This window comes from Pseudotamlana agarivorans, assembly GCF_018860245.1.
GTDB lineage: Bacteria > Bacteroidota > Bacteroidia > Flavobacteriales > Flavobacteriaceae > Pseudotamlana > Pseudotamlana agarivorans_A.
The window spans coordinates 238,105-258,019 of the sequence record NZ_JAHKPD010000013.1 but is presented as its reverse complement, the minus strand read 5'-3'; the positions used below and the strand labels follow the sequence as shown (position 1 = coordinate 258,019).

The window sequence follows — 19,915 nt, the reverse complement described above, 5'->3', positions numbered from 1 at the left end:
CCTATCTTAAATCTGTGATTTTAGCAACATCCATATCGGTATAATCTAAATTTTCTCCTGCCATACCCCAAATAAAGGTGTAATTTGAAGTTCCTGACCCTGAGTGAATCGACCATGGTGGAGAAATAACCGCTTGATCGTTTTGCATCCAAATATGGCGTGTTTCTTGTGGCTCACCCATAAAATGACAAACAGCTTGTTCTTCTGGAATATCTATGTAAAAATACACTTCCATTCTACGATCATGAACGTGTGCTGGCATGGTATTCCATACGCTTCCTGTTTTAAGTTCAGTCATACCCATTTGTAATTGGCAACTGGTAACCACGCCACCAATAATCATTTGATTAACGGTTCTGTGATTTGCTGTTTCTAAAGATCCCAATTCTAATTTTTTAGCTTCAGCTTTGCTTACTTTTTTTGTTGGGTAATTGGTGTGGGCTGGTGCAGAGTTTAAATAGAATTTTGCGGGATTACTAGCGTCATCGCTTGCAAAGACCACTTCTTTATTTCCCATACCAACATAGAGTGCATCTTTGAAACCTAAATCATAACGCGTCCCATCAACAGTAACGGTTCCGTTTCCGCCTACATTGATAACTCCTAATTCTCTACGTTCTAAAAAACAAGAGGCTTTTAAAGGATCTATCGCTTCTAATTTTAAAGCTTCGGCAGCTGGAACTGCAGAACCAGCGATATAACGATCATAATGCGAATAGGTCAAATTTATTTTACCTACTTGCATGAGGTTATCTATTAAAAACTCATCTCTTAATTCTTGTGTGTTGTATGCTTTTACCGTTTTAGGGCTTGAAGCATAACGACTTTCATAACTTATACTCATGATATTTTATTTAATTAGGACTAATTTATTGTCTTATTAATTCTTTTATTTTTCGAAATTGAAATAGTTCAAGGCGTTGTAGTAACAGATATCTTGCACCATTTTCCCTAGGTATTCTATATCATTTGGCACCAGACCTTTATTTAAATCTTCGGCTAATAAATCACATAAAATACGTCTGAAATACTCATGTCTTGGAAAAGACAGAAAACTTCTACTATCGGTTAACATGCCAACAAAATGACTTAACAAGCCTAAGTTTGATAAGGCATTCAATTGTTTTTCCATACCGTCTTTTTGATCTAAAAACCACCAGCCAGACCCCCACTGCATTTTACCCGCACAATCACCAGAATTAAAATTTCCCATCATCGTGGCAAAAACTTCATTTTGAGACGGATTCAAATTATAGCTTATGGTTTTAGCTAAACAGTTTTCATAATCGAGCCTATCAAAAAATGCAGACATCGATTTTGCATGGGTATTATCACCCATAGAATCACAACCAGAATCGGCACCTAACTGTTCTAATAAACGTTTGTTATTATTTCGAAGGGCTCCTAAATGAAATTGTTGTACCCAGTTTTTCTTGTGGTATAATTTGCTAACATGATACTGAATGCAAGACTTATAGGTATTTATTTCAGTTTCAGACAGCGTTTCTCTCGATAATTTTTTCTTTACTACAGCATCGGCAGCTTCATCAGTAAACGAATAGGCATAAATTTGTTCTAATCCGAAATCTGAAACCCTACAACCATGCTCATGAAAGAAATCTACACGCAGTGAAATCGCCTTTAACACATCAGTTAAATTCTGAATAGGAAAAGCGACACTGGCTTCTAATTTTTCTAAATAGGCTGTAAATTTTTCACTATCAATTAAGAATATTTGATCAGGCCTAAAAGTTGGATAAACTTTAGTAAAAAAGCCTTTTTCAGCAATGGCCTTGTGATATTTTAAATCATCTATAGGGTCATCTGTGGTACAAATCACCTCAACATTCATAGCCTCTAAAAGCTGTGCTGGTGTTTTATTTTCTAAAACCGTATTAGCGCTATTGTAAATTTGACTGGCATTACTTTCTTGTAAAACAGCATCAATATCAAAATAGCGTTTAAGCTCTAAGTGCGTCCAATGAAACAAAGGATTACGCAACGTATAAGGTACGGTTTGCGCCCATTTTTCAAACTTTTCATCCTTAGATGCTTTTCCGGTTATAAAAAACTCATCAACACCATGAGCTCGCATGGCACGCCATTTATAATGATCACCATCTAACCAAGCATCAGTAATGTTAGCCATTGGCTTATTTTCTGCAATTTGCTTTGGCGACAAATGATTGTGATAATCTATAATCGGCATAGGCTTGGCAAAATCATGATACAGTTTAATCGCTGCATCAGAATTCAATAAAAAATTATCTTCGATAAAAGTTTTTGAACGTATTGAAGCCATATTATATACTGTTTTTTATTCCTAACTCTAAACCTCTTAACTCAGCTAAACCACGTAACCTTCCTATTCCTGAATAACCAGGATTTGTTTTTTTACTTAAATCGTCAAGCATTTGGTGGCCATGATCGGGACGCATAGGAATGTTCCAATCAGCCATACCTGTTCTTTTTCTTTTACGTACTTCGGAAACAATACTCTTTACTACCTCATACATCGGCACATCACCCTCTAAGTGATTGGCTTCATGAAAATTACCTTCAATATCACGTTGCGTACTTCTTAAGTGAATAAAATGCACACGATCGGCAAAACGATTAAAAATCTGAACCAAATCGTTAGATGCGATAACACCTAAAGACCCCGTACAAAAAGTAATTCCATTTGAACGGTTTGGCACTTGCTCAAACAAATAAGCATAATCAGCTTCGGTACTCACGACACGTGGCAACCCTAAAATTGGAAACGGCGGATCGTCTGGATGAATACACATGAGCACCTCATTTTGTGAGGCTATTGGAATGATTTCCTTTAAAAAAGCCACCAAATTTGACTTTAAAGCCTCGGCATCAACATCTGAATAAGTATCTAAAACCATTTGAAACTGTTCTAACGTGTAACCTTCTTCAGCTCCTGGTAATCCCGCAATAATATTATTAACCAGTTGGGTTTTATCAGCCTCGGTCATCTGGTCAAAATAGGCTTTCGCTTTTTCTTTTTCAGCATCGGTATAGCTCGCTTCAGCGCCCGGACGTTTTAATAAAAATAATTCGAAAGCTGCAAATGCAACTGCTTCAAACCTCAAAGCTTTAGAACCATCGCTTACTTCATAATTCAAATCGGTACGTGTCCAATCTAAAACGGGCATGAAATTGTAGCAAACAATATGAATGCCACAGGCTGCTAAATTCTCTATACTGGTTTTGTAGTTTTCAATATACTTTTGAAAATCACCAGAACGTGTTTTAATGGTTTCGTGAACAGGAATACTTTCTACCACACTCCATGTGAGTCCTGCGGCTTCAATGGTATTTTTACGTTCAATAATATCATCTTTACTCCAAACGGTTCCGTTTGGAATATGATGTAATGCTGAAACTACGCCTGTAGCTCCTGCTTGTTTTATATCTGTTAAGCTTACGGGATCATTGGTCCCGTACCATCTCCATGTTTGTTCCATACTATTTATTTTTTATACACCACTATACGCGCTAAATCCTCCATCAATAGGAATCACTATTCCAGTTACAAACGACGACGCCTCGTCACATAAATACAGTGTTGAGCTTATTAAATCTTCTGGCACCCCATAACGACTCATTGGCGTTTGGTCTATAATTTGTTGTCCTCTTTGAGTTAAACTCCCATCAGAATTCGTTAAAAGTGTTCTGTTTTGTTCAGTTAAGAAAAACCCTGGCGCTAAAGCGTTAACGCGAATACCTACCTTAGAGAAATGTACAGCAAGCCACTGTGTGAAATTTGACACCGCAGCTTTAGCTCCACTATAGGCTGGAATTTTAGTTAAAGGCGTATAAGCATTCATTGATGAAATATTTAAAACACTACAGCCTTTTTTACCAATCATGTCTTTAGCAAAAACTTGCGTTGGTAATAAAGTCCCTATAAAATTTAAGTTGAAAACAAACTCAATACCTTTAGAATCTAGATCAAAAAAGGTTTTAAAACCTTCAGTCGTATTTTCTAAATCAGCTTCCTCTAAAAACGGATTTGAAGTGGTTCCTAAAGGATGGTTTCCTCCTGCGCCATTCACTAAAATATCTACAGGACCTAAAACTTCGTTAACCTTAGTTTTAGCTTCCTCTAAAGATGCTTTTTCCAGCACATTTGCAACAACGCCAATCGCTGTTCCGCCTGCGGCTTTTATGTCTTGAGCCACTTGTTCGGCGGCTTCCAATTTTAAATCTAAAACAGCAATTTTGTGCCCTTGTTCGGCCAATGCTTTAGCTAGTGTGCTACATAATACACCACCGGCTCCTGTTAATACGACTACTTTACTCATGTATGAATGAAATTTAATTTATTATATTTACGTGTTCGCACACGTAAATATAATAAAAATTAGTGTGCGCCCACGAATTAACCATTTTATTTATAAAAAATGCTTTTATTTGCAAATCAAAATGAAGCATAGCAACATATTATAATGATCAGGATAAAGGATATAGCAAAGGAAGCTAATGTTTCTGAGGGCACTGTAGACCGCGTTTTACATAACCGTGGTGGCGTATCTGCCAAAACAGAAGCTAAAATCAGGAAAATTCTAGAGCGCAGTAATTACAGTATCAATCCCGTAGCTAGTGCGTTGGCCTTAAAAAACAAACACCATATAGCCGTTTTAATACCTGAACATAATGATACCGACTCATTTTGGAAATCACCCTACCTTGGTATTTTAAAAGCTAGTGAAGATGTTAAAAGTTATGGCGTGCAGGTTGATTACTTCAGCTTTAATCAATATGATCCTAGCTCCTACCTTGCAGCCTTTAAAACTGCATTAGAAACTCAGCCTAAAGGTGTTATTTTCGCGCCTATGTTCTTAACAGAAACAAAAAAGATAACGAAACAATTAGAACAACTCGATATCCCCTACCTTTTTTTAAATATTGACGTTGAAGGATTCGATAATCTAACATACATCGGTCAAGATTCATACACATCTGGTTACATTGCTGCAAAACTGATGCATTTAGAACTTGAACAAGACGCTAAATTATTAATCATTAAATCACGTGACCATTATGGAGATAATAATGCGATATCTAAACGCATTGAAGGTTTTATGGATTATATTAAAGCACTCACTAAAACCGAAACAGTTACCTTAAAAGTTGAAGATTTAAACGATACTAGCAAAATTCAACAAAACATAAAAACTTGTTTAAATAAACAGCGTACTATTTCAGGTATTTTTATACCTTCTAGTAGAGCTGCAGTTATTGTAGATGGCCTGAAACAAAACGGATATAACGATTTTAAAATTATTGGTTTTGACAACACGCCTCAGAATGTGGCGCGACTAAAAGATGATTCTATTTCATTTTTAATTTCTCAAAAACCCTTTGAACAAGGTTACGAATCGGTTCGTGTAATGACCGATTATTTACTAAAATCTAAAAGGCCTTCTGAAAAAACATACCTTCCAATTGATATTCTTATTAAAGAAAATGTAGATTTTAATGACATGAACCAGTTGATGTTTGAGAATGATATTTCGGAAGTATAACACCTGTTTCATAATAAAACACTAATACTCACACTTCAAACTCATATTAAGAACAAATTAGAATTACCCATATTTTTACCTAGAACTTTGAACTGTTATAAATAAACTCCTATCTAGTTAGGTTTATGCATAACGCTTATTTTCTAAGTTTTGAAATAACTATTATTTGATAAAGTATTTATATCACTCCTCATCAACATTTAAAATACCCATATCATACTTTATTTTCCAGGTACCATCATTCTGCTTCTCCCATATATGAATCGCTTTAAAGGTATCTGTAGTAAAAATATCGTAGGCTATTTGGCCTTCTATTCGAATTTCAATATAGTCTCGACCCAATTTCCAATCTTTTTTATTTTTTAATTTCGGAGTCTTTTTTTGCGTTTTGGCCTTTTCTTCAAAATAGCGTTTAATTTCAGCTCGATCCCAAACTTCAGGTTCTGTATGCAGTCGTTTTGCATCCTCAGTAAAAAAACGTTCAACCGTTAAAAAATCACCTTGCGCCCAAGCTGTTTCATAGGCATCCATAGTGGCAATAAGTAATTTCATGTCTGATTCATTCTTATTTTCACAAGACATGCAAACAAGAAGGCTAAAAAACACAACAGGAAACAACAATAAATTTTTCATTTTATATACAATTTATAATACTGTAAAAAAATGGTTAAGGCGCATTAACTATTTTTTAGACAGATCTAAGGAGCTCAAATTTAAAATCTTTTTTTTGATTTTATAACACTAAGCTAATCATGTCCAAAAAATGTACGTAACCTAATTTTTTAAACACCATGTTTTAAGTTCTAAAGATAATTGAAAAAAAAAGGGTCATTTCAAAATAAACGTACCGTATTGAAACTGAAATCTGCGACAGTTTGTTCCATAATTATAATGACATATATCACATAACACACCTCCCCGCTTATTTCTTAACGTATCACCTTTTACTTGCTTATGTTCAAAATCCCTAGTGAATTTAAACCTCTAGCTCAAAATGAGCAAACTTTGAATGGTCAGAGCAAAGTTATAACATGAATCTCCTGATACATTTGTATTTGTAAAACAACGAACCATTTTTATTAGACACTATGAAAAAACTACACTATTTATTTAAAAGTTTATTAGTAATCTTATTGTTTACCTCTTGCTCTGATGACGACTCCATTGAAACGATTTCAGAAGATAGATTTGTAAGTAATATATCCCTTAGCAAACAAAATGTATTCATCGAAGACGAAGTAACCCTTAAGTTTGAAACAAATAATAATGAAACTATGACCATTGTTTCTGAGAATGCAGATGTTAACCTTATACCCGTATCAGATACAGAATATAAAATTTCTTCAACTAAAGCTGGAGCTGGCTATATAACCATTACAACTACTAAAGGAGAAATCGAACAAATAGATCAAGTTCAAGTAATTTTTAACGCGCATGGTACAGAAGATTACGTAACACTTGAAGGTGTTATTGTTGGGGAAAGCAATAGAAACTCCCTTTTATTATTACATGGGGAACCAGACGAGATACAACAGTTCACTGCCTCAAGCACAAATGAAACTACAGGAGTTGTATCTACCATAAATCTTGAAAACTGGTATTATTTATCTAAGGGAATTGCCTTTACAATTACAGATACTTCTGGGTTAATTTCTCAAGCCAAAATATATGGTACTAATTGGGCTATAGACATAGATGGTGATATCAAACAAGGTAGTCCTTATACAGGATCTATTGGAACTTTGGGAGATTTTAGTACAGGAATACTTATGGATGATGTGTATGCACAAAATGGAATCCCGACAACAAGTGGAATTTCTGGTCCCTCTATGGTATTCTATCGCTATGCAGACCTAAATACTTCTGCAGCTGGAAGTCAAATTGGAATTTTTAATTTTAGTTCAGATGATGTTGATGATTATATCGGTAAAGATGTTACTTCTATAGTATTTTTATAAAAAATCATTCTATAAATAAAAAAGCTGTCTCCATTTTATTGGGACAGCTTTTTTTTATTATTCTACTGATTATCCGTAATGTGACATAATTGTTATCGTCAACCTGAACTTGTTTCAGGTTCTCATCACAATATATTAATTATCAGCTTTATGAGATTCCGAAATAAATTCGGAAGGACGTAAATACAATGTTTAGGTTACAAAACGGATATACAAATTATTCTATCTTGACTGAAGTAAAACACTAATTCACACCGAATATGTTATAGCATTTTTTAAATTTTTATAGGCATGAATTATAGTGCTTAAAGGTTAGAATTAAAAGTACTTACACTGTAACCTGAATTCCAGAATAGAACTCTTCGACTAAGCAAAACACACCTTAAAGACATATAAAACAAAGACTTATAACGCTCTTGACTACCTAAAATCCATTGACGCTCAACCATCTAAATCCCCTCCTTAATCAAATTCTCCTTTAGTTAAAAAAAATTATAGTGGTAATAGTTAAATACTTATAATTTAAACTCAGAATAAATTTGAAAATGAGAAGGCTGTATGTAATTCTATTGTTAGTTAGTTCGTTCGTTCGCAGTCAAGAACTTTTTGGTGAAAAAAATGAGATCCCCACGGCGCACGACCTGATATTGGTCACCAGCTACTATCCTCTAAAACTTTAAATAAAAAAATCTCAGATTAATATTTAACCCGAGATTTTAAAACTCACACAGTTTATGAGATACAGCCCATAATTCAATTTAGCCCAAAAGGAAAGCGACTTAAATCGTTTCCCTTTCTTTAGAGAATAATTTTGAATCTGGTCCTGTTGGCAACTCCGCTTGCCATTTTTTTATTTTATTAATCAATGCTTCTACAACAGCTGCATTTCCCTCTTTAAGATCGCTTTTTTCGTAAGTATCTTTTGTGATATCATACAGCTCAACATAGCTTAAATCGTAATTAGCAACCAATTTCCAATTCTGATCTACAATGGCATAAGACACCCAATGATCTGGCGTTCTATTACTGGCAGGCCACCTTGCATTATATTTCCAAAAAAGTGGTTTTGTTCTTAATGGGTATTCTGCCCCCTCTAATGTGGCTACTTGACTTATACCATCTGACTCATAATTTTCTGGTAATGTAACCTTGGCTAATTCACAAAATGTTGGCAGTAAATCTACAGCCGACATTAAAGACGTATTATCAATAACTCCAGCTTTCACCTTTCCAGGCCACCTCACAATAAACGGCACGCCTATACCACCTTCAAATAAAGAGGCTTTGTAGCCCTTTCTACCGCCTGTTATACCTTTTGATGCACTCGTATCATACCCTGCCCCTGTAGCCGAATCGTATTTTAATTTTAATTCTTTTACGTCGTAGGCTGCTCTTGCTGGGCCATTATCTGAACTAAAAATTACAAGTGTATTATCTGCCAGTTCCAAACGATCAATAGCGTCCAGTACGTCTCCAATTCTATCATCGGCATGAGATAAAATCGAAGCATAAATGTTATCATCTTCAGGTAATTCAGGAAAACGTTGTTGATATTTTGGAACCACATGATGTGGTGCATGTGGCTCATGTATCCATAAATTAATAAAGAAAGGTTTATTTTCTTCATTGGCTTTTTCTATAAATGCAATCGCTCTATTCGCATCATTATGTACAGGCATTTGTTCTCCAGAACAGTTAAATGCACCATATTCATCATAACCATAAACTCCTGGAGCTGGCGAATCTTCAACCATATTATTAGACAGATGCCATTTACCAAAGTGCGCGGTAGCATAGCCCCCTTTTTGCAATAATCTTGGCAATAATGTCACGTCTGGATCTAACCAATCTGGCATATTGCGTTTTGCATTATCTTTTACCCAGGCGAAATGACCATCAACATTATGCCTTGCTGGGAAGTGCCCCGTCATTACGGCGGCTCTACTTGGTGAACACACACCACTGGCCACCGTGAATCTTTGGTAATCGGTACCTTCGGCTACCAAACGATCAATATTTGGTGTTTTCACATAAGGATGACCATGTGCGCTTAAATCTCCCCAGCCCCAATCATCGCCAAAAATGAATACGATATTAGGTCTAGTTTCCTCTTGTTTATCGCGAGGTGTTTCAGTGTCTTTTTTACAGGCTGTAAAACACACCATTGTAATAAAAAAGCATGTAATAAGTTTAAGAATTTTCATAATTTGATATTTATATTTTTTTTAGCGCTTTAATTTCTCTTTTAATCAGATAAGGTTTACAAATCATTACCATTTTACACAGTCCTTTTTTAAAGTCCCATTTTGGACTAGAGTGTTAGAAAACAATTTAAAAAACGCATTAAATTTTAATTTTAATTCATGTTTATATGCTTGCTAAAATAAAACAATAATAGAAACCTATTAGACCGAAATCAGTCAATATTTGCTCATTTTGACTTGAGTAAAAAACCATACTATTTCAAAACATCTGAAAATCAATCCTTAAAAAACAATACTAAATTTAAAACCTTAAACATCTTAGCAATCTAGACCAGTCTGAGCAAAGCCATGAAAACATTTAGTGCGCCATTATTAGTGATTCAAGGCGACAAAGACACAACAACCCCAATAAGGCATGCACATTATATGGCAAAAAAAACCGCCTAAAAATGACTCTTTAGACGGTCTACATAATTCAAATCATCTTGGGTTTTAATGCTTAACCTAAAATGTAATATGGTTTTTATATGTACAACTTATTTTTTAACTACTCTTTTTCTTTGTGTTATTGTTCCGTTTGACACTTCTAAAAAATAAACACCAGGTGTAAAACTTGTTAAATCCAGCACATTTGAAACATGGTTTATAACACCCGAAAGAACGACTTGCCCTGTGATATTAATTAATTTATATGCTGAAATCGCTGCCATTTCTAGTTTAACAGTCACAAAATTTTCAACTGGATTTGGGAAGATTTTAAATACCGGTTCATATTCGGCTTTCATGTTGGTTTTATCAAGGCTTGATTTGGCTGTTACTGAAGCTGCAGAACCATATACTTCAACCTCAGCTAATGATAAGGCTGTGGATGCTTTGTTCTGTGATATTCTCACGCGATTGCCTGTAACCTCACCAACATTTATAGTTACTGAAGGATTAGGCGTGCTTGTGATTGTTTGTGTGTAGACCACATTATCTTCGTTATTTAGCACCTCTAAAGTGAAATTATTTAACCTGCTCATGTAACGCGTATCGGTACGATTAAAAATCGTTACCTCCTCTATGGTATAATTACCATTTAGGTTAACCATCCACCACGAATTACTTATAGCTTCGGTATGTGTTACAGAACCAGCATTCCATCCCCCAGTCGTGTTCCCGTCTATAGCACGTGAAGCCTCGCCAGTATAAGCAGTTGTAGACTGCGATGCTGTCCCGTTTAACGCAAGATTTGACACTTCATATACTCCGGCATACACCTCAACTTCAGCTAATGATAATGGATTTGTTCCGTCTATCTGAACCTGAACGATTTGCCCGATGACATCACCAGTTTCAATGGCGATTGAAGGATCTGGAAAGGCAGTAAACGCTTGTGAGAAAACGGTATTTCGATCTCCGTCCATAACCGTAACCGTAAAATTTGTTAAACGCGTCTTGCAGCATGAGTCTGTTCTTCCAAAAACGACAATATCACCAATACTTCTAGCAGAACCTAAATCAACTTCCCACCAAGGGTTAGTTTCATTAGCTGTATGCGTCGTTGAACTTTCTGACCATACACCGCTACTGTTGCCATCAATAGCACGTGAAGCTTGCCCCCCATATGCCGTTGAAGATTGTGATGCCGTACCGTATATGGCAAGATTATCGCTACCAGATGATGTACTGGTAACTGTAATAAAACTATTATCTGTAAATTCACCATCGGTTGTTGTTGCCGTAATTATGGCAGAACCAGTGCTTAAAGCCGTTACTAACCCAGTGGTTTCATTAACCGTTGCAACTGCGGAATTACTACTTCTCCAATTTACAGTTTGATCGGTGGCATCTAAGGGCGTTACAGTTGTCATTAATAATAATGAATTTCCAACCGCTACGGATGCATTTTCTGGAGAAACACCCACTGAAGTCACCGAAACAGGCGTGTTTTCAACTTCATATACTTGAACCTCAGCAAGGGTTAACGGCGTATTGGTAGCGTCCAACTGTACTTTTACGACACTTCCAACAGCGCCATTGGCTTCAATAGTTACTGAAGGGTCTGGATAATTATTAAATGACTGAGAAAAAGTAATTTCATCATCACTATTAATAATATATACCGTGAAATTTGTCATTCTTGCCTGATAGCCAGCATCAGTTCGATTGAAAACAACAATTTCATCTATGCTATGAGAACCAACCAAATCGACTTGCCACCAAGCATTATCTTCTGCGGAAGTATGCGATACAGAACCATCAGAATATACCCCACTTGCATTTTGATCTATGGCTCTTGAAGCTTCACCAGAATAATCGGTTGACGATTGAGATGCTGTACCATAAATAGCAACGTTAGGATTACCTGAAGGAATTGTTCCACCATGCGTTTCAACATATTCTGAAGTCGTCATTAGACCACGTGAATCTGTAGCTGCAAAATAGAAAGCCACCGTGTTTTCTGGCAATGTAGCAGAAAGTATATTTCCGGATATTGTTGCTGTTGTCGCTAACCATTCACGCTCGTACCAATAACCATCATCAAGTGTATAAAGCAATTCGGCACTGCTTAATCCTGCCTCAGAAGCGACATTTACAGTCGCCACATTCGAAGCATCGAAACTTGGCGATCCAAAAGCAGGTAAGGCATCAGTACCATAAGTCACTTGATTGGCAAAAGTATAAAGCTCATCAAGTCTTAAAGGTGCCAAATTACTGTGTCCAAAGCGTAATGAAAATAGTATATTACCATTCACATGTTTTGCTGAATTTTGGGTTACTGGCATCGCAAAATTATAATCGTTTGTTCCATTAATAAATAAAACAGGAAAGTCCACCCTATCAAAATACACTGAAGCATCATAATATTGATTTACAAAATCAGCTTTAGCACCGCTAATATTGTTTCCTTGAGCACCATCAGAATCATCTAAATAGCCTGCCCCATATACAGGAATAGCCCATGACCATCTGTTATCAACACCCATTGCTGTACTTGTAATGGTACCTCCCCAACTGGCACCACTAAGTCCAATTTTATTGGCATTTACTTCAGGAAAAGACCCTATTAAGGTATGGCCGATAATAACCTGTGCTATGGCATGATAAAACCATTGTTCTTCCACTGGGTTGGCATAATCATTAAACACACCACTTCTGCTTGGGCCAGGGTTTGGAGAAGGCAGATAGGCGCCATTCGCGTCTTCTGTGGGAATATGGCCTTCTAAATCTAAACTTATAGCAGCATAACCTTGGTCGTTAAAGTAGTTCACCCATTGTGAGTAAGCCGTACCCCCACCGCCGTGGGCATGAACCATTGCTGGCCAACCGCCCGCAGGCATGGTACCGCTAGGTGCACTATAATAGGCAAAGACTTGCACGGGATTCCCCAGATAATCCAGAGAACTAAATAATAGACTCGTAACGCCATCTTTTTGGGCAAGCGTGGTTGCTTCCCATTCAGGTACTTCATATAGCTCATCTAAATCCCAGGGTCCAACAGTCTGAGAAAAGCATAGCATACTTAATGTGATTGATAAAATCACTAAAATTTTTTTTATTATTTTATTATTTAACATGAGGGTTGAATGTTAGAATAAAAGAGACTATTCAAAAATTGTACTTTCAGAAAAATTCTGTTTTAGCCTTTATTTAAACCGTCTCTTTTATATGATTATTATTCTTTTATAATTCTTTTCATTTGTGAAGTCACTTCATTAGACACACGAACGGTATAAATCCCAGTAGGCAGACTAGACAAATCAACAACATTGGCTCCTTGATGAATTGTACTTGAAAGCATTACTTGACCTAACATGTTTACCACATGATAATTAGCAGGTTCTATGGTATCAAGTTGAATAGTGACAAAATCTTTTACAGGATTCGGATAGAGCTTAAACACATTGGTAAAATCGGCTTCCAGCATATTTTTATTACTGCTTGATTTAGCTGTTGCTGAAGATGTTGTACCGTAAACCTCAACCTCTGCCAATGAAAGCGCCGTTGAATTATTGTTCTGTATTATTCGTACGCGATTCGCTTCTACACCGCCAACATTAATTAGCACTGAAGGATTTGGTGCCGTCGTAATAGTTTGTGTAAATGTGATTTCATTCGCACTATTTAGCACTTCTATGGTGAAATTATTTAATCTGTCCATGTAAGCAACGTCTGTACGGTTGTACACGATTACTTCTTCAATAAAAGCGTTATTATCAAGAGTTACCATCCACCATGAATCATTTACGGCTGCGGTATGCGACACAGAACTATTACTCCATACCCCATTGGTATTACCGTCAATAGCTCGTGATGCTGGCCCACTGTATGCGGTAGTAGACTGCGATGCTGTTCCGCTTAAAGCAAGGTTTGAAATCTGATTATACGCTCCTTCATACACCTCAACTTCAGCCAATGACAATGCATTTGTACCGTTTAGTTGAATCTGAATTATTTGACCCAACACATCCCCAATATCAATAGTCGTCGAAGGATCTGGAAAGGATGTAAAACCTTGTGAAAAAACAGTATTTCTATTAGCATCCATTACAGTTACTGTGAAATTATTTAACCGCGCTTTACAGCAAGCGTCTGTTCTGCCATACACAACAACTTCGCCAATACTTTTAACAGCGCCCAAATCTAATTCCCACCATGGATTTGTTTCATTAGCTGTATGCGAAACTGATCCATTAGACCAAGTACCACCGGTATTACCATCAATAGCACGTGAAGCTACGCCTGTATAAGCTGTAGAAGATTGCGATGCCGTACCGCTTAATGCTAAATTTTCATCTCCTGTATCGGGTCTATTGTCTTGATCCCATTCGATATGTGAAGTAATATTTTCTACATCGATGGTCACGGTACAATATTCAAAAACTCTGGTGTACACATAGCCATCCTTGACAGCTTTACCTAACGGCTCACCCATTTCTTTATCAAATACATCATGCCAAGTCATTAGTGACGAAGAGTTCCAAAGGTGATCACCTTCATCTACCCAGCGGTAATACGTGTTTTCATGCGCCACTATAAGGTAAGCAGCATGGCTAAATTCAAAAGTTGAGCTATAGCCATCGTAGGCTGAAAAACACACAAACATCTGATCATTTGGAATTTCAAGACAAGCGTCAAGGAGTACAACACCCGCTTCTTTGGACATAACACGTCTACGGAAAAAGGCATCAATAAATACACCATCTGAATAATTTAAGCACTCAGGCCAGCCTCGTATGCTTAAACCGTTTGGGGCAAAATCCATTCCGTTAACCAGTCTATAGCCAGTTATTCTATCACTCATATATTGTACATTATCTGTATGTGCTGTATACGCTCCCTTATAGCCATCTAGAAAGACGCCGTGAAGGTCGCTAGACTCGACTAGATCGTTTACTGTATTAACATACCAGTCATTTTCACCTGAATTTTCAAGATTCAACGCATCTACATCGCCATTCGCGTCATATAAAAAATACTCAGGATTTGTTTGTAGTATCTCAGCTTGGGATTCAAAAAGAAGCGGATATCCAGACCCAATACTATAGATTGAAAGCGGTTTGCAACGTGGGTTTGCCTCGATCAGTTTTGTCGCTGTAATTTTACTCGTCTCTTCATGGGAAGGATTACCATAAATTGACCTTAGATGTGTCTTTTCAATGGTGAAATATTCAAAGTGATCGCGAATCCAATTATATTCTTCATCGCTAAAATCTCCACTGTTGTATGAATGTCCGTAAAGGCGTGTTTTTTTCCATTCACCGGCATAGCCAGGTTGCGCATGGAGCTGCGTAAAATATCCTGCCATAAATACAATGGCAAAAATGGTGTTCAGTTTTAAATTCATCTTATTTAGTTTTACTAGTTTATACTGCGTTTGAATTGATATTCAAACAAGAATCATATGGTTAGTATGATTTTTTTTGTGTGTCTGTTTCGTAATTTTAATTTTAGAGTTAATGTGATAAGAGCACCTGCTTTTAAGGCTGCTTTTTCTTTGAAAATTTATGGTATTAAACACTCTTTTTGATTATCCATTTAATATCATATTCTTGTCTTTGCGTCGTGCTGAATTCATTTAACTCGGTTAAATCTTCGATTTCAGCACCCATCAGACCATATATGAGTATCTCTATGTGACCCCGAAACAATTTCACGGTGACATTCTCAATATTTATAACACATTGAGGGTATTCAAAAAAATTTCATCAAGAAAGGCTCGTCCGAAATGGTCTTAAAGTTAAATTTTGGACTACCCAAACTTGAATCAGGTTCTTATAATGACTGGTTATTAAGATGAAGAGAATCTGAAATTAATCAGAATAACCAGTTTTAATTACAATACAGTGATCATTTTCAATGATATGAATGCCCGCTTCTCTCGAACAAACATTTCACTAAAAACCTGTATTTATCTGCAAACTTGCCATACTATTATTTTGCTGACAAGCAAGAAGGGTCGACCGTTTTTGGTAATTCTTTATACCATGTGGATACCATTTGAAACAACCTAGAAGCCAACTCTGGTTGTTTTTTAGATAGATCATTTTCCGTTTTTTCAAACGCATCCGTTTTCATATTATGAAGCTCCATTTTGGAGCCATCAAAGTTTGACACTAATTTCCAATCGCCTTCACGAACAGCCAGTCTTGGCCATTTGTTTGGTAAAGAATTAGCACCAGTATGTAACCAAAATAGCGGACGAGTACGTTTTATTGTGTCTCCATTAAAGGCTGCTAAAAGGCTTTCTCCATCGCATGCTGCACTTTCAGGTACAGTAACTCCAGCTGCTTCGCAAAACGTTGGTAATAAATCTACGGCAGAAATTACGGTACTCCTGTTATTAATACCTTTAGGTGTATGTCCTGGCCAACGCACAATAAATGGAACGCGAACCCCACCTTCGTATAGGCTACGCTTACGCCCACGAAAACCTGCTGTTTCACCAATGCTATAATAAGAGCCCCACTTATTTTCTCTACCCTTATTCGTACTGGTTCTTTCAGGACCGTTATCACTTGAAAAAACAACAATGGTATTATCAGCTATTCCAGCATCATCAAGTGCCTTAAGCACCTTGCCAACCTTTAAATCGCCGTCGCTAATTACGGCACCATAGATTTTTCGTTGGGCATCGGTTTCATTTTCCCATAGCTTCTTCGCTTTATGAGATGGCGCATGTGCTGTATGACTCTCATGAATCCATACATTTAAGAAAAAAGGCTTGTTTTTGTTTCTTTTAATATAGGCAACGGCACTATCGGCAATCTTACTGTCACGAATTTTTTCACCCCGCCCATGATAAATTGCTGCTTCATCAAATCCGTAGGCGGTAACTTTCGGACTATCGTCTTTATGCCCCATATGCCATTTACCGTAATGGCCAGTGTGATAACCTGCTTCTTGAAGAAAACGAGCAGTAGTTGGCGCACGAACATCTAGCCAATCGGGTTGCTCTGGTCCCTTGCGTTTGGCATAAAAAACGCTATTAATACCAAATCGAGAAGGATAGCGACCGGTTAGTGCGGCTACCCTACTTGGGGAGCAAACTGGATTTAAAACATTAAACTGCTGAAAGTCGATACCTTCACTGGCTAGTTTATCTATATTTGGTGTTTTAAGCCATTTACTTCCATGGCAAGATAAATCGCCCCAACCCCAATCATCGGCATAAATGAAAACTATATTGGGTTGTGCATTTAACTTTTCTTGTGACAAAAAGAGGCCGAGACAAAACACAATTAATGATACGTAGTTCATTGTTATTTTTTATTTATTGATACGTGTAACGAATACCGGTTGTGCATCTCAAATTGAAATTACACACTTAATGATTTTCAAATCTTCGTAAACAATGCACAGGTTACCATGCAACAAATTTTAATATAACACCACGAGGTTTACGTATTCATAATTGTGTTAATTGCCTGAAAATCTAGCGCTCTTTAACTTTTTACTGTTAAATTTTAAATGATAATTTATTTCTTTACTATTTTTTTAACTTGTGATATAGACGCTCCAGAAACTTTAATTAAATACAAGCCATTCGCTAATTGACTTAAATCGATCGCAGCAGCACCATTATTAATCGTTCCAGAACGTAATTCTTTTCCAGTTGTACTAAAAATTTGGTATGCTACAGATTCCATAGTTCCTAATTTTATATTCATGAAGTCATTAGTAGGGTTTGGGGAAATAATTAAAGACACGTTAGCGTCTGAAAACGCCTCATTTGCTGATAACGTATAAGCCGAGCCATACACTTCAACTTCAGATAATGACAGCGCATTGGTACCATTTATTTTAACCTGAACAATTTGCCCGGCTATATTCCCTGCATTCAAGGTAACCGATGGATCTGGATAAGCCGTAAATGATTGTGAATACACGACATTTCTATTCGCATCCAGTACGGTAACTGTAAAATCACTTAACCTTGCGATGCAACAAGCATCTGTTCTACCATAAACCACGATATCTCCGATACTTTTAGCAGCCCCCAAATCAACTTCCCACCATGGATCAACTTCGGTAGCGGTATGCGTAACTGTTCCACTAGCCCAAGCGCCTCTGCTATCGCCATCAATTGCACGGGAGGCCACTCCTCTTGAAGCTAATGAAGATTGTGTTGCAGTTCCGTTTAAAGCAAGATTCACTTGGTTATTAGCATCATCCCCGTTATCATCATCTTCGGTATATTCAAAGGCGTTGATAAAATCTATTTGTGTCCATTCAAAATCAATTGGATCATTTTCTTGATTAGCGCCTTGCGTACTTCTTCCGTCTAATATTTGCTTCGTTAATAAGGTTCCTAATTCTGTTACTTTATCAGTCTCAGTAGCTTCAAGGTTATTAGTTTCTGATGGATCATTGGTTAAATCGTATAACTGAAAAGCTGGTAACCCGTCGGTTTGTCCAGCTTCAGGAAAACTCCAACCTCCAGAACCTGGACACATTATAAGTTTCCATCCGTCTTTCGTAATAGCAAATTCACCGTCAATTGAATGTGTGATTGACGCTTCTCTTAAATACCCTCCAGGATTATTCTCAAATAATGGTAATATACTGTAACTATCCTCGCCTTCATTATCTTTTAAATCATAATCTACGATATCGGCACATGTAGCCATTAAATCTGCCGTAGAAACCAGTTTATCTGATACCAAACCTTGCTGTATCCCATTGGGCCATTTTACCACAAAAGGCACGCGATGTCCGCCTTCATAAATATCCGATTTCATCCCTCGATAAATCCCACTGGGATTGTGTCCTTGTTTAGTCAAATTGGGTATTATAGCTTTTGGGGAACAGCCATTATCTGAAGTAAAAATAACCATCGTATCATCTTCTATCCCTGATGCCTTTATTTGATCTAATAATCTACCAATATAGTCATCAACCATAATAACAAAATCTGCATACGGATTTCCTAGTCCGCTAGTACCAGCAAATTCCGCGCTTGGTAAAATAGGCGTATGTGGTGATGGCAACGGAAGGTACAAGAAGAAAGGTTTGGAAGCGTTTGCATTTGCTTCAACATAATTTATCGCATAGTTAATAAAATTTGGTGTCACATCCTCATGCACAAAATCTTCGGCGGTTAAGCCATTTCTCCAATAACCTTGACCAGTATTATTAGTATACACGGTGGGTATGCTTGTAGACATCCCATTTTCAACATAGACATAAGGCCCCATATCCAAGGATCCGCAATGACCAAATGCATAATCAAACCCTAAATCGTTAGGCCCATTTGTTAGAGGCTTTGAAAAATCTATATCACCATTGGCTGCTTTTGCCCAATCCCATCCTAAATGCCATTTGCCAATATAGGCTGTTGCATAGCCATTATCCTTTAAAATAGACGCAACTGTTGCTCTATCATTTGGAATAAGCGCTTCTGATTCTCCATCTAAAACGGAAGATTTTAATGGCGTTCGCCAATTATACCTACCTGTTAAAATGCTATACCTGGTAGGGGTACAAACGGAAGAAGTTGTGTGCGCATCTGTGAACATAATCCCTTCGGATGCTAGCTTATCAATATTAGGCGTATTTATTTTACTATTACTATTAAAGGCAGAAACATCGCCATAACCTAAGTCATCCGTTAATATGTAAATTATATTTGGTGACTGCCCGGTTTGTGAATAACTCGTAAAACTTATTGTTAAAAAAAGCAGTATCAAACGTACGCTCATTTTATAATCTGTCTTCATAATTTTTA

12 protein-coding genes are annotated in these 19,915 nt (G+C 36.8%); 2 read left to right on the top strand and 10 right to left on the bottom strand.

What is annotated here, in order from left to right:
• Nucleotide 1: 1 nt before the first annotated feature.
• The 4 genes from kduI to KO493_RS09645 are packed head-to-tail and all read right to left on the bottom strand — an operon-like array spanning nt 2 to nt 4,319.
• Nucleotides 2-844, bottom strand: a complete 843-nt coding sequence (gene kduI / locus KO493_RS09660) for a 5-dehydro-4-deoxy-D-glucuronate isomerase (protein WP_216067754.1) — start codon at nt 842-844, stop codon at nt 2-4.
• Nucleotides 845-889: 45 nt separating this feature from the next.
• Entirely contained in the window at nt 890-2,302 is a 1,413-nt protein-coding gene (gene uxaC, locus KO493_RS09655) for a glucuronate isomerase (protein WP_216067753.1), read from the bottom strand.
• Between the two features lies 1 nt (nt 2,303).
• Nucleotides 2,304-3,479 carry a mannonate dehydratase gene (gene uxuA, locus KO493_RS09650; RefSeq protein WP_216067752.1) on the bottom strand — a complete coding sequence of 392 codons (1,176 nt, stop codon included), beginning with the start codon at nt 3,477-3,479 and terminating at the stop codon, nt 2,304-2,306.
• Between the two features lie 12 nt (nt 3,480-3,491).
• Nucleotides 3,492-4,319 carry an SDR family oxidoreductase gene (locus tag KO493_RS09645; protein WP_216067751.1) on the bottom strand — a complete coding sequence of 276 codons (828 nt, stop codon included), beginning with the start codon at nt 4,317-4,319 and terminating at the stop codon, nt 3,492-3,494.
• Between the two features lie 144 nt (nt 4,320-4,463).
• Between KO493_RS09645 and KO493_RS09640 the strand changes: the two genes are divergently transcribed.
• Nucleotides 4,464-5,543 (top strand): substrate-binding domain-containing protein, encoded by a 1,080-nt coding sequence (locus tag KO493_RS09640; protein WP_216067750.1) that lies wholly within the window; start codon nt 4,464-4,466, stop codon nt 5,541-5,543.
• 183 nt (nt 5,544-5,726) lie between these two features.
• Here the strand turns inward: KO493_RS09640 and KO493_RS09635 are convergent, their stop codons facing one another.
• Nucleotides 5,727-6,176 (bottom strand): YybH family protein, encoded by a 450-nt coding sequence (locus KO493_RS09635; protein ID WP_216067749.1) that lies wholly within the window; start codon nt 6,174-6,176, stop codon nt 5,727-5,729.
• A 455-nt stretch (nt 6,177-6,631) separates the two neighbouring features.
• Here KO493_RS09635 and KO493_RS09630 point away from each other — a divergent pair, with 455 nt between their 5' ends.
• Nucleotides 6,632-7,501 carry a hypothetical protein gene (locus tag KO493_RS09630; RefSeq protein ID WP_216067748.1) on the top strand — a complete coding sequence of 290 codons (870 nt, stop codon included), beginning with the start codon at nt 6,632-6,634 and terminating at the stop codon, nt 7,499-7,501.
• Between the two features lie 779 nt (nt 7,502-8,280).
• Here the strand turns inward: KO493_RS09630 and KO493_RS09625 are convergent.
• The 5 genes from KO493_RS09625 to KO493_RS09605 form a co-directional block, all read right to left on the bottom strand.
• Nucleotides 8,281-9,705: a sulfatase family protein gene (locus tag KO493_RS09625; RefSeq protein WP_216067747.1), complete on the bottom strand. Its 1,425-nt coding sequence runs from the start codon at nt 9,703-9,705 to the stop codon at nt 8,281-8,283.
• 536 nt (nt 9,706-10,241) lie between these two features.
• On the bottom strand, nt 10,242-13,232 hold the full coding sequence (locus KO493_RS16045; protein ID WP_216067746.1) for a galactose-binding domain-containing protein: 2,991 nt from the start codon (nt 13,230-13,232) through the stop codon (nt 10,242-10,244).
• Nucleotides 13,233-13,363: 131 nt separating this feature from the next.
• Complete coding sequence (locus KO493_RS09615) at nt 13,364-15,535, bottom strand: galactose-binding domain-containing protein (protein ID WP_216067745.1); 2,172 nt, start codon at nt 15,533-15,535, stop codon at nt 13,364-13,366.
• 587 nt (nt 15,536-16,122) lie between these two features.
• Nucleotides 16,123-17,448: a sulfatase-like hydrolase/transferase gene (locus tag KO493_RS09610; RefSeq protein WP_216067744.1), complete on the bottom strand. Its 1,326-nt coding sequence runs from the start codon at nt 17,446-17,448 to the stop codon at nt 16,123-16,125.
• Between the two features lie 218 nt (nt 17,449-17,666).
• The gene (locus tag KO493_RS09605; RefSeq protein ID WP_216067743.1) at nt 17,667-19,907 is read right to left on the bottom strand and encodes a sulfatase-like hydrolase/transferase; all 2,241 of its coding nucleotides are present in this window, start codon (nt 19,905-19,907) and stop codon (nt 17,667-17,669) included.
• Nucleotides 19,908-19,915: the final 8 nt, after the last annotated feature.

Coding starts and splice junctions, on each gene's coding strand:
- kduI (WP_216067754.1), bottom strand. CDS start 844: ATGAGTATAAGTTATGAAAGTCGTTATGCTTCAAGCCCTAAAACGGTA.
- uxaC (WP_216067753.1), bottom strand. CDS start 2,302: ATGGCTTCAATACGTTCAAAAACTTTTATCGAAGATAATTTTTTATTG.
- uxuA (WP_216067752.1), bottom strand. CDS start 3,479: ATGGAACAAACATGGAGATGGTACGGGACCAATGATCCCGTAAGCTTA.
- KO493_RS09645 (WP_216067751.1), bottom strand. CDS start 4,319: ATGAGTAAAGTAGTCGTATTAACAGGAGCCGGTGGTGTATTATGTAGC.
- KO493_RS09640 (WP_216067750.1), top strand. CDS start 4,464: ATGATCAGGATAAAGGATATAGCAAAGGAAGCTAATGTTTCTGAGGGC.
- KO493_RS09635 (WP_216067749.1), bottom strand. CDS start 6,176: ATGAAAAATTTATTGTTGTTTCCTGTTGTGTTTTTTAGCCTTCTTGTT.
- KO493_RS09630 (WP_216067748.1), top strand. CDS start 6,632: ATGAAAAAACTACACTATTTATTTAAAAGTTTATTAGTAATCTTATTG.
- KO493_RS09625 (WP_216067747.1), bottom strand. CDS start 9,705: ATGAAAATTCTTAAACTTATTACATGCTTTTTTATTACAATGGTGTGT.
- KO493_RS09615 (WP_216067745.1), bottom strand. CDS start 15,535: ATGAATTTAAAACTGAACACCATTTTTGCCATTGTATTTATGGCAGGA.
- KO493_RS09610 (WP_216067744.1), bottom strand. CDS start 17,448: ATGAACTACGTATCATTAATTGTGTTTTGTCTCGGCCTCTTTTTGTCA.
- KO493_RS09605 (WP_216067743.1), bottom strand. CDS start 19,907: ATGAAGACAGATTATAAAATGAGCGTACGTTTGATACTGCTTTTTTTA.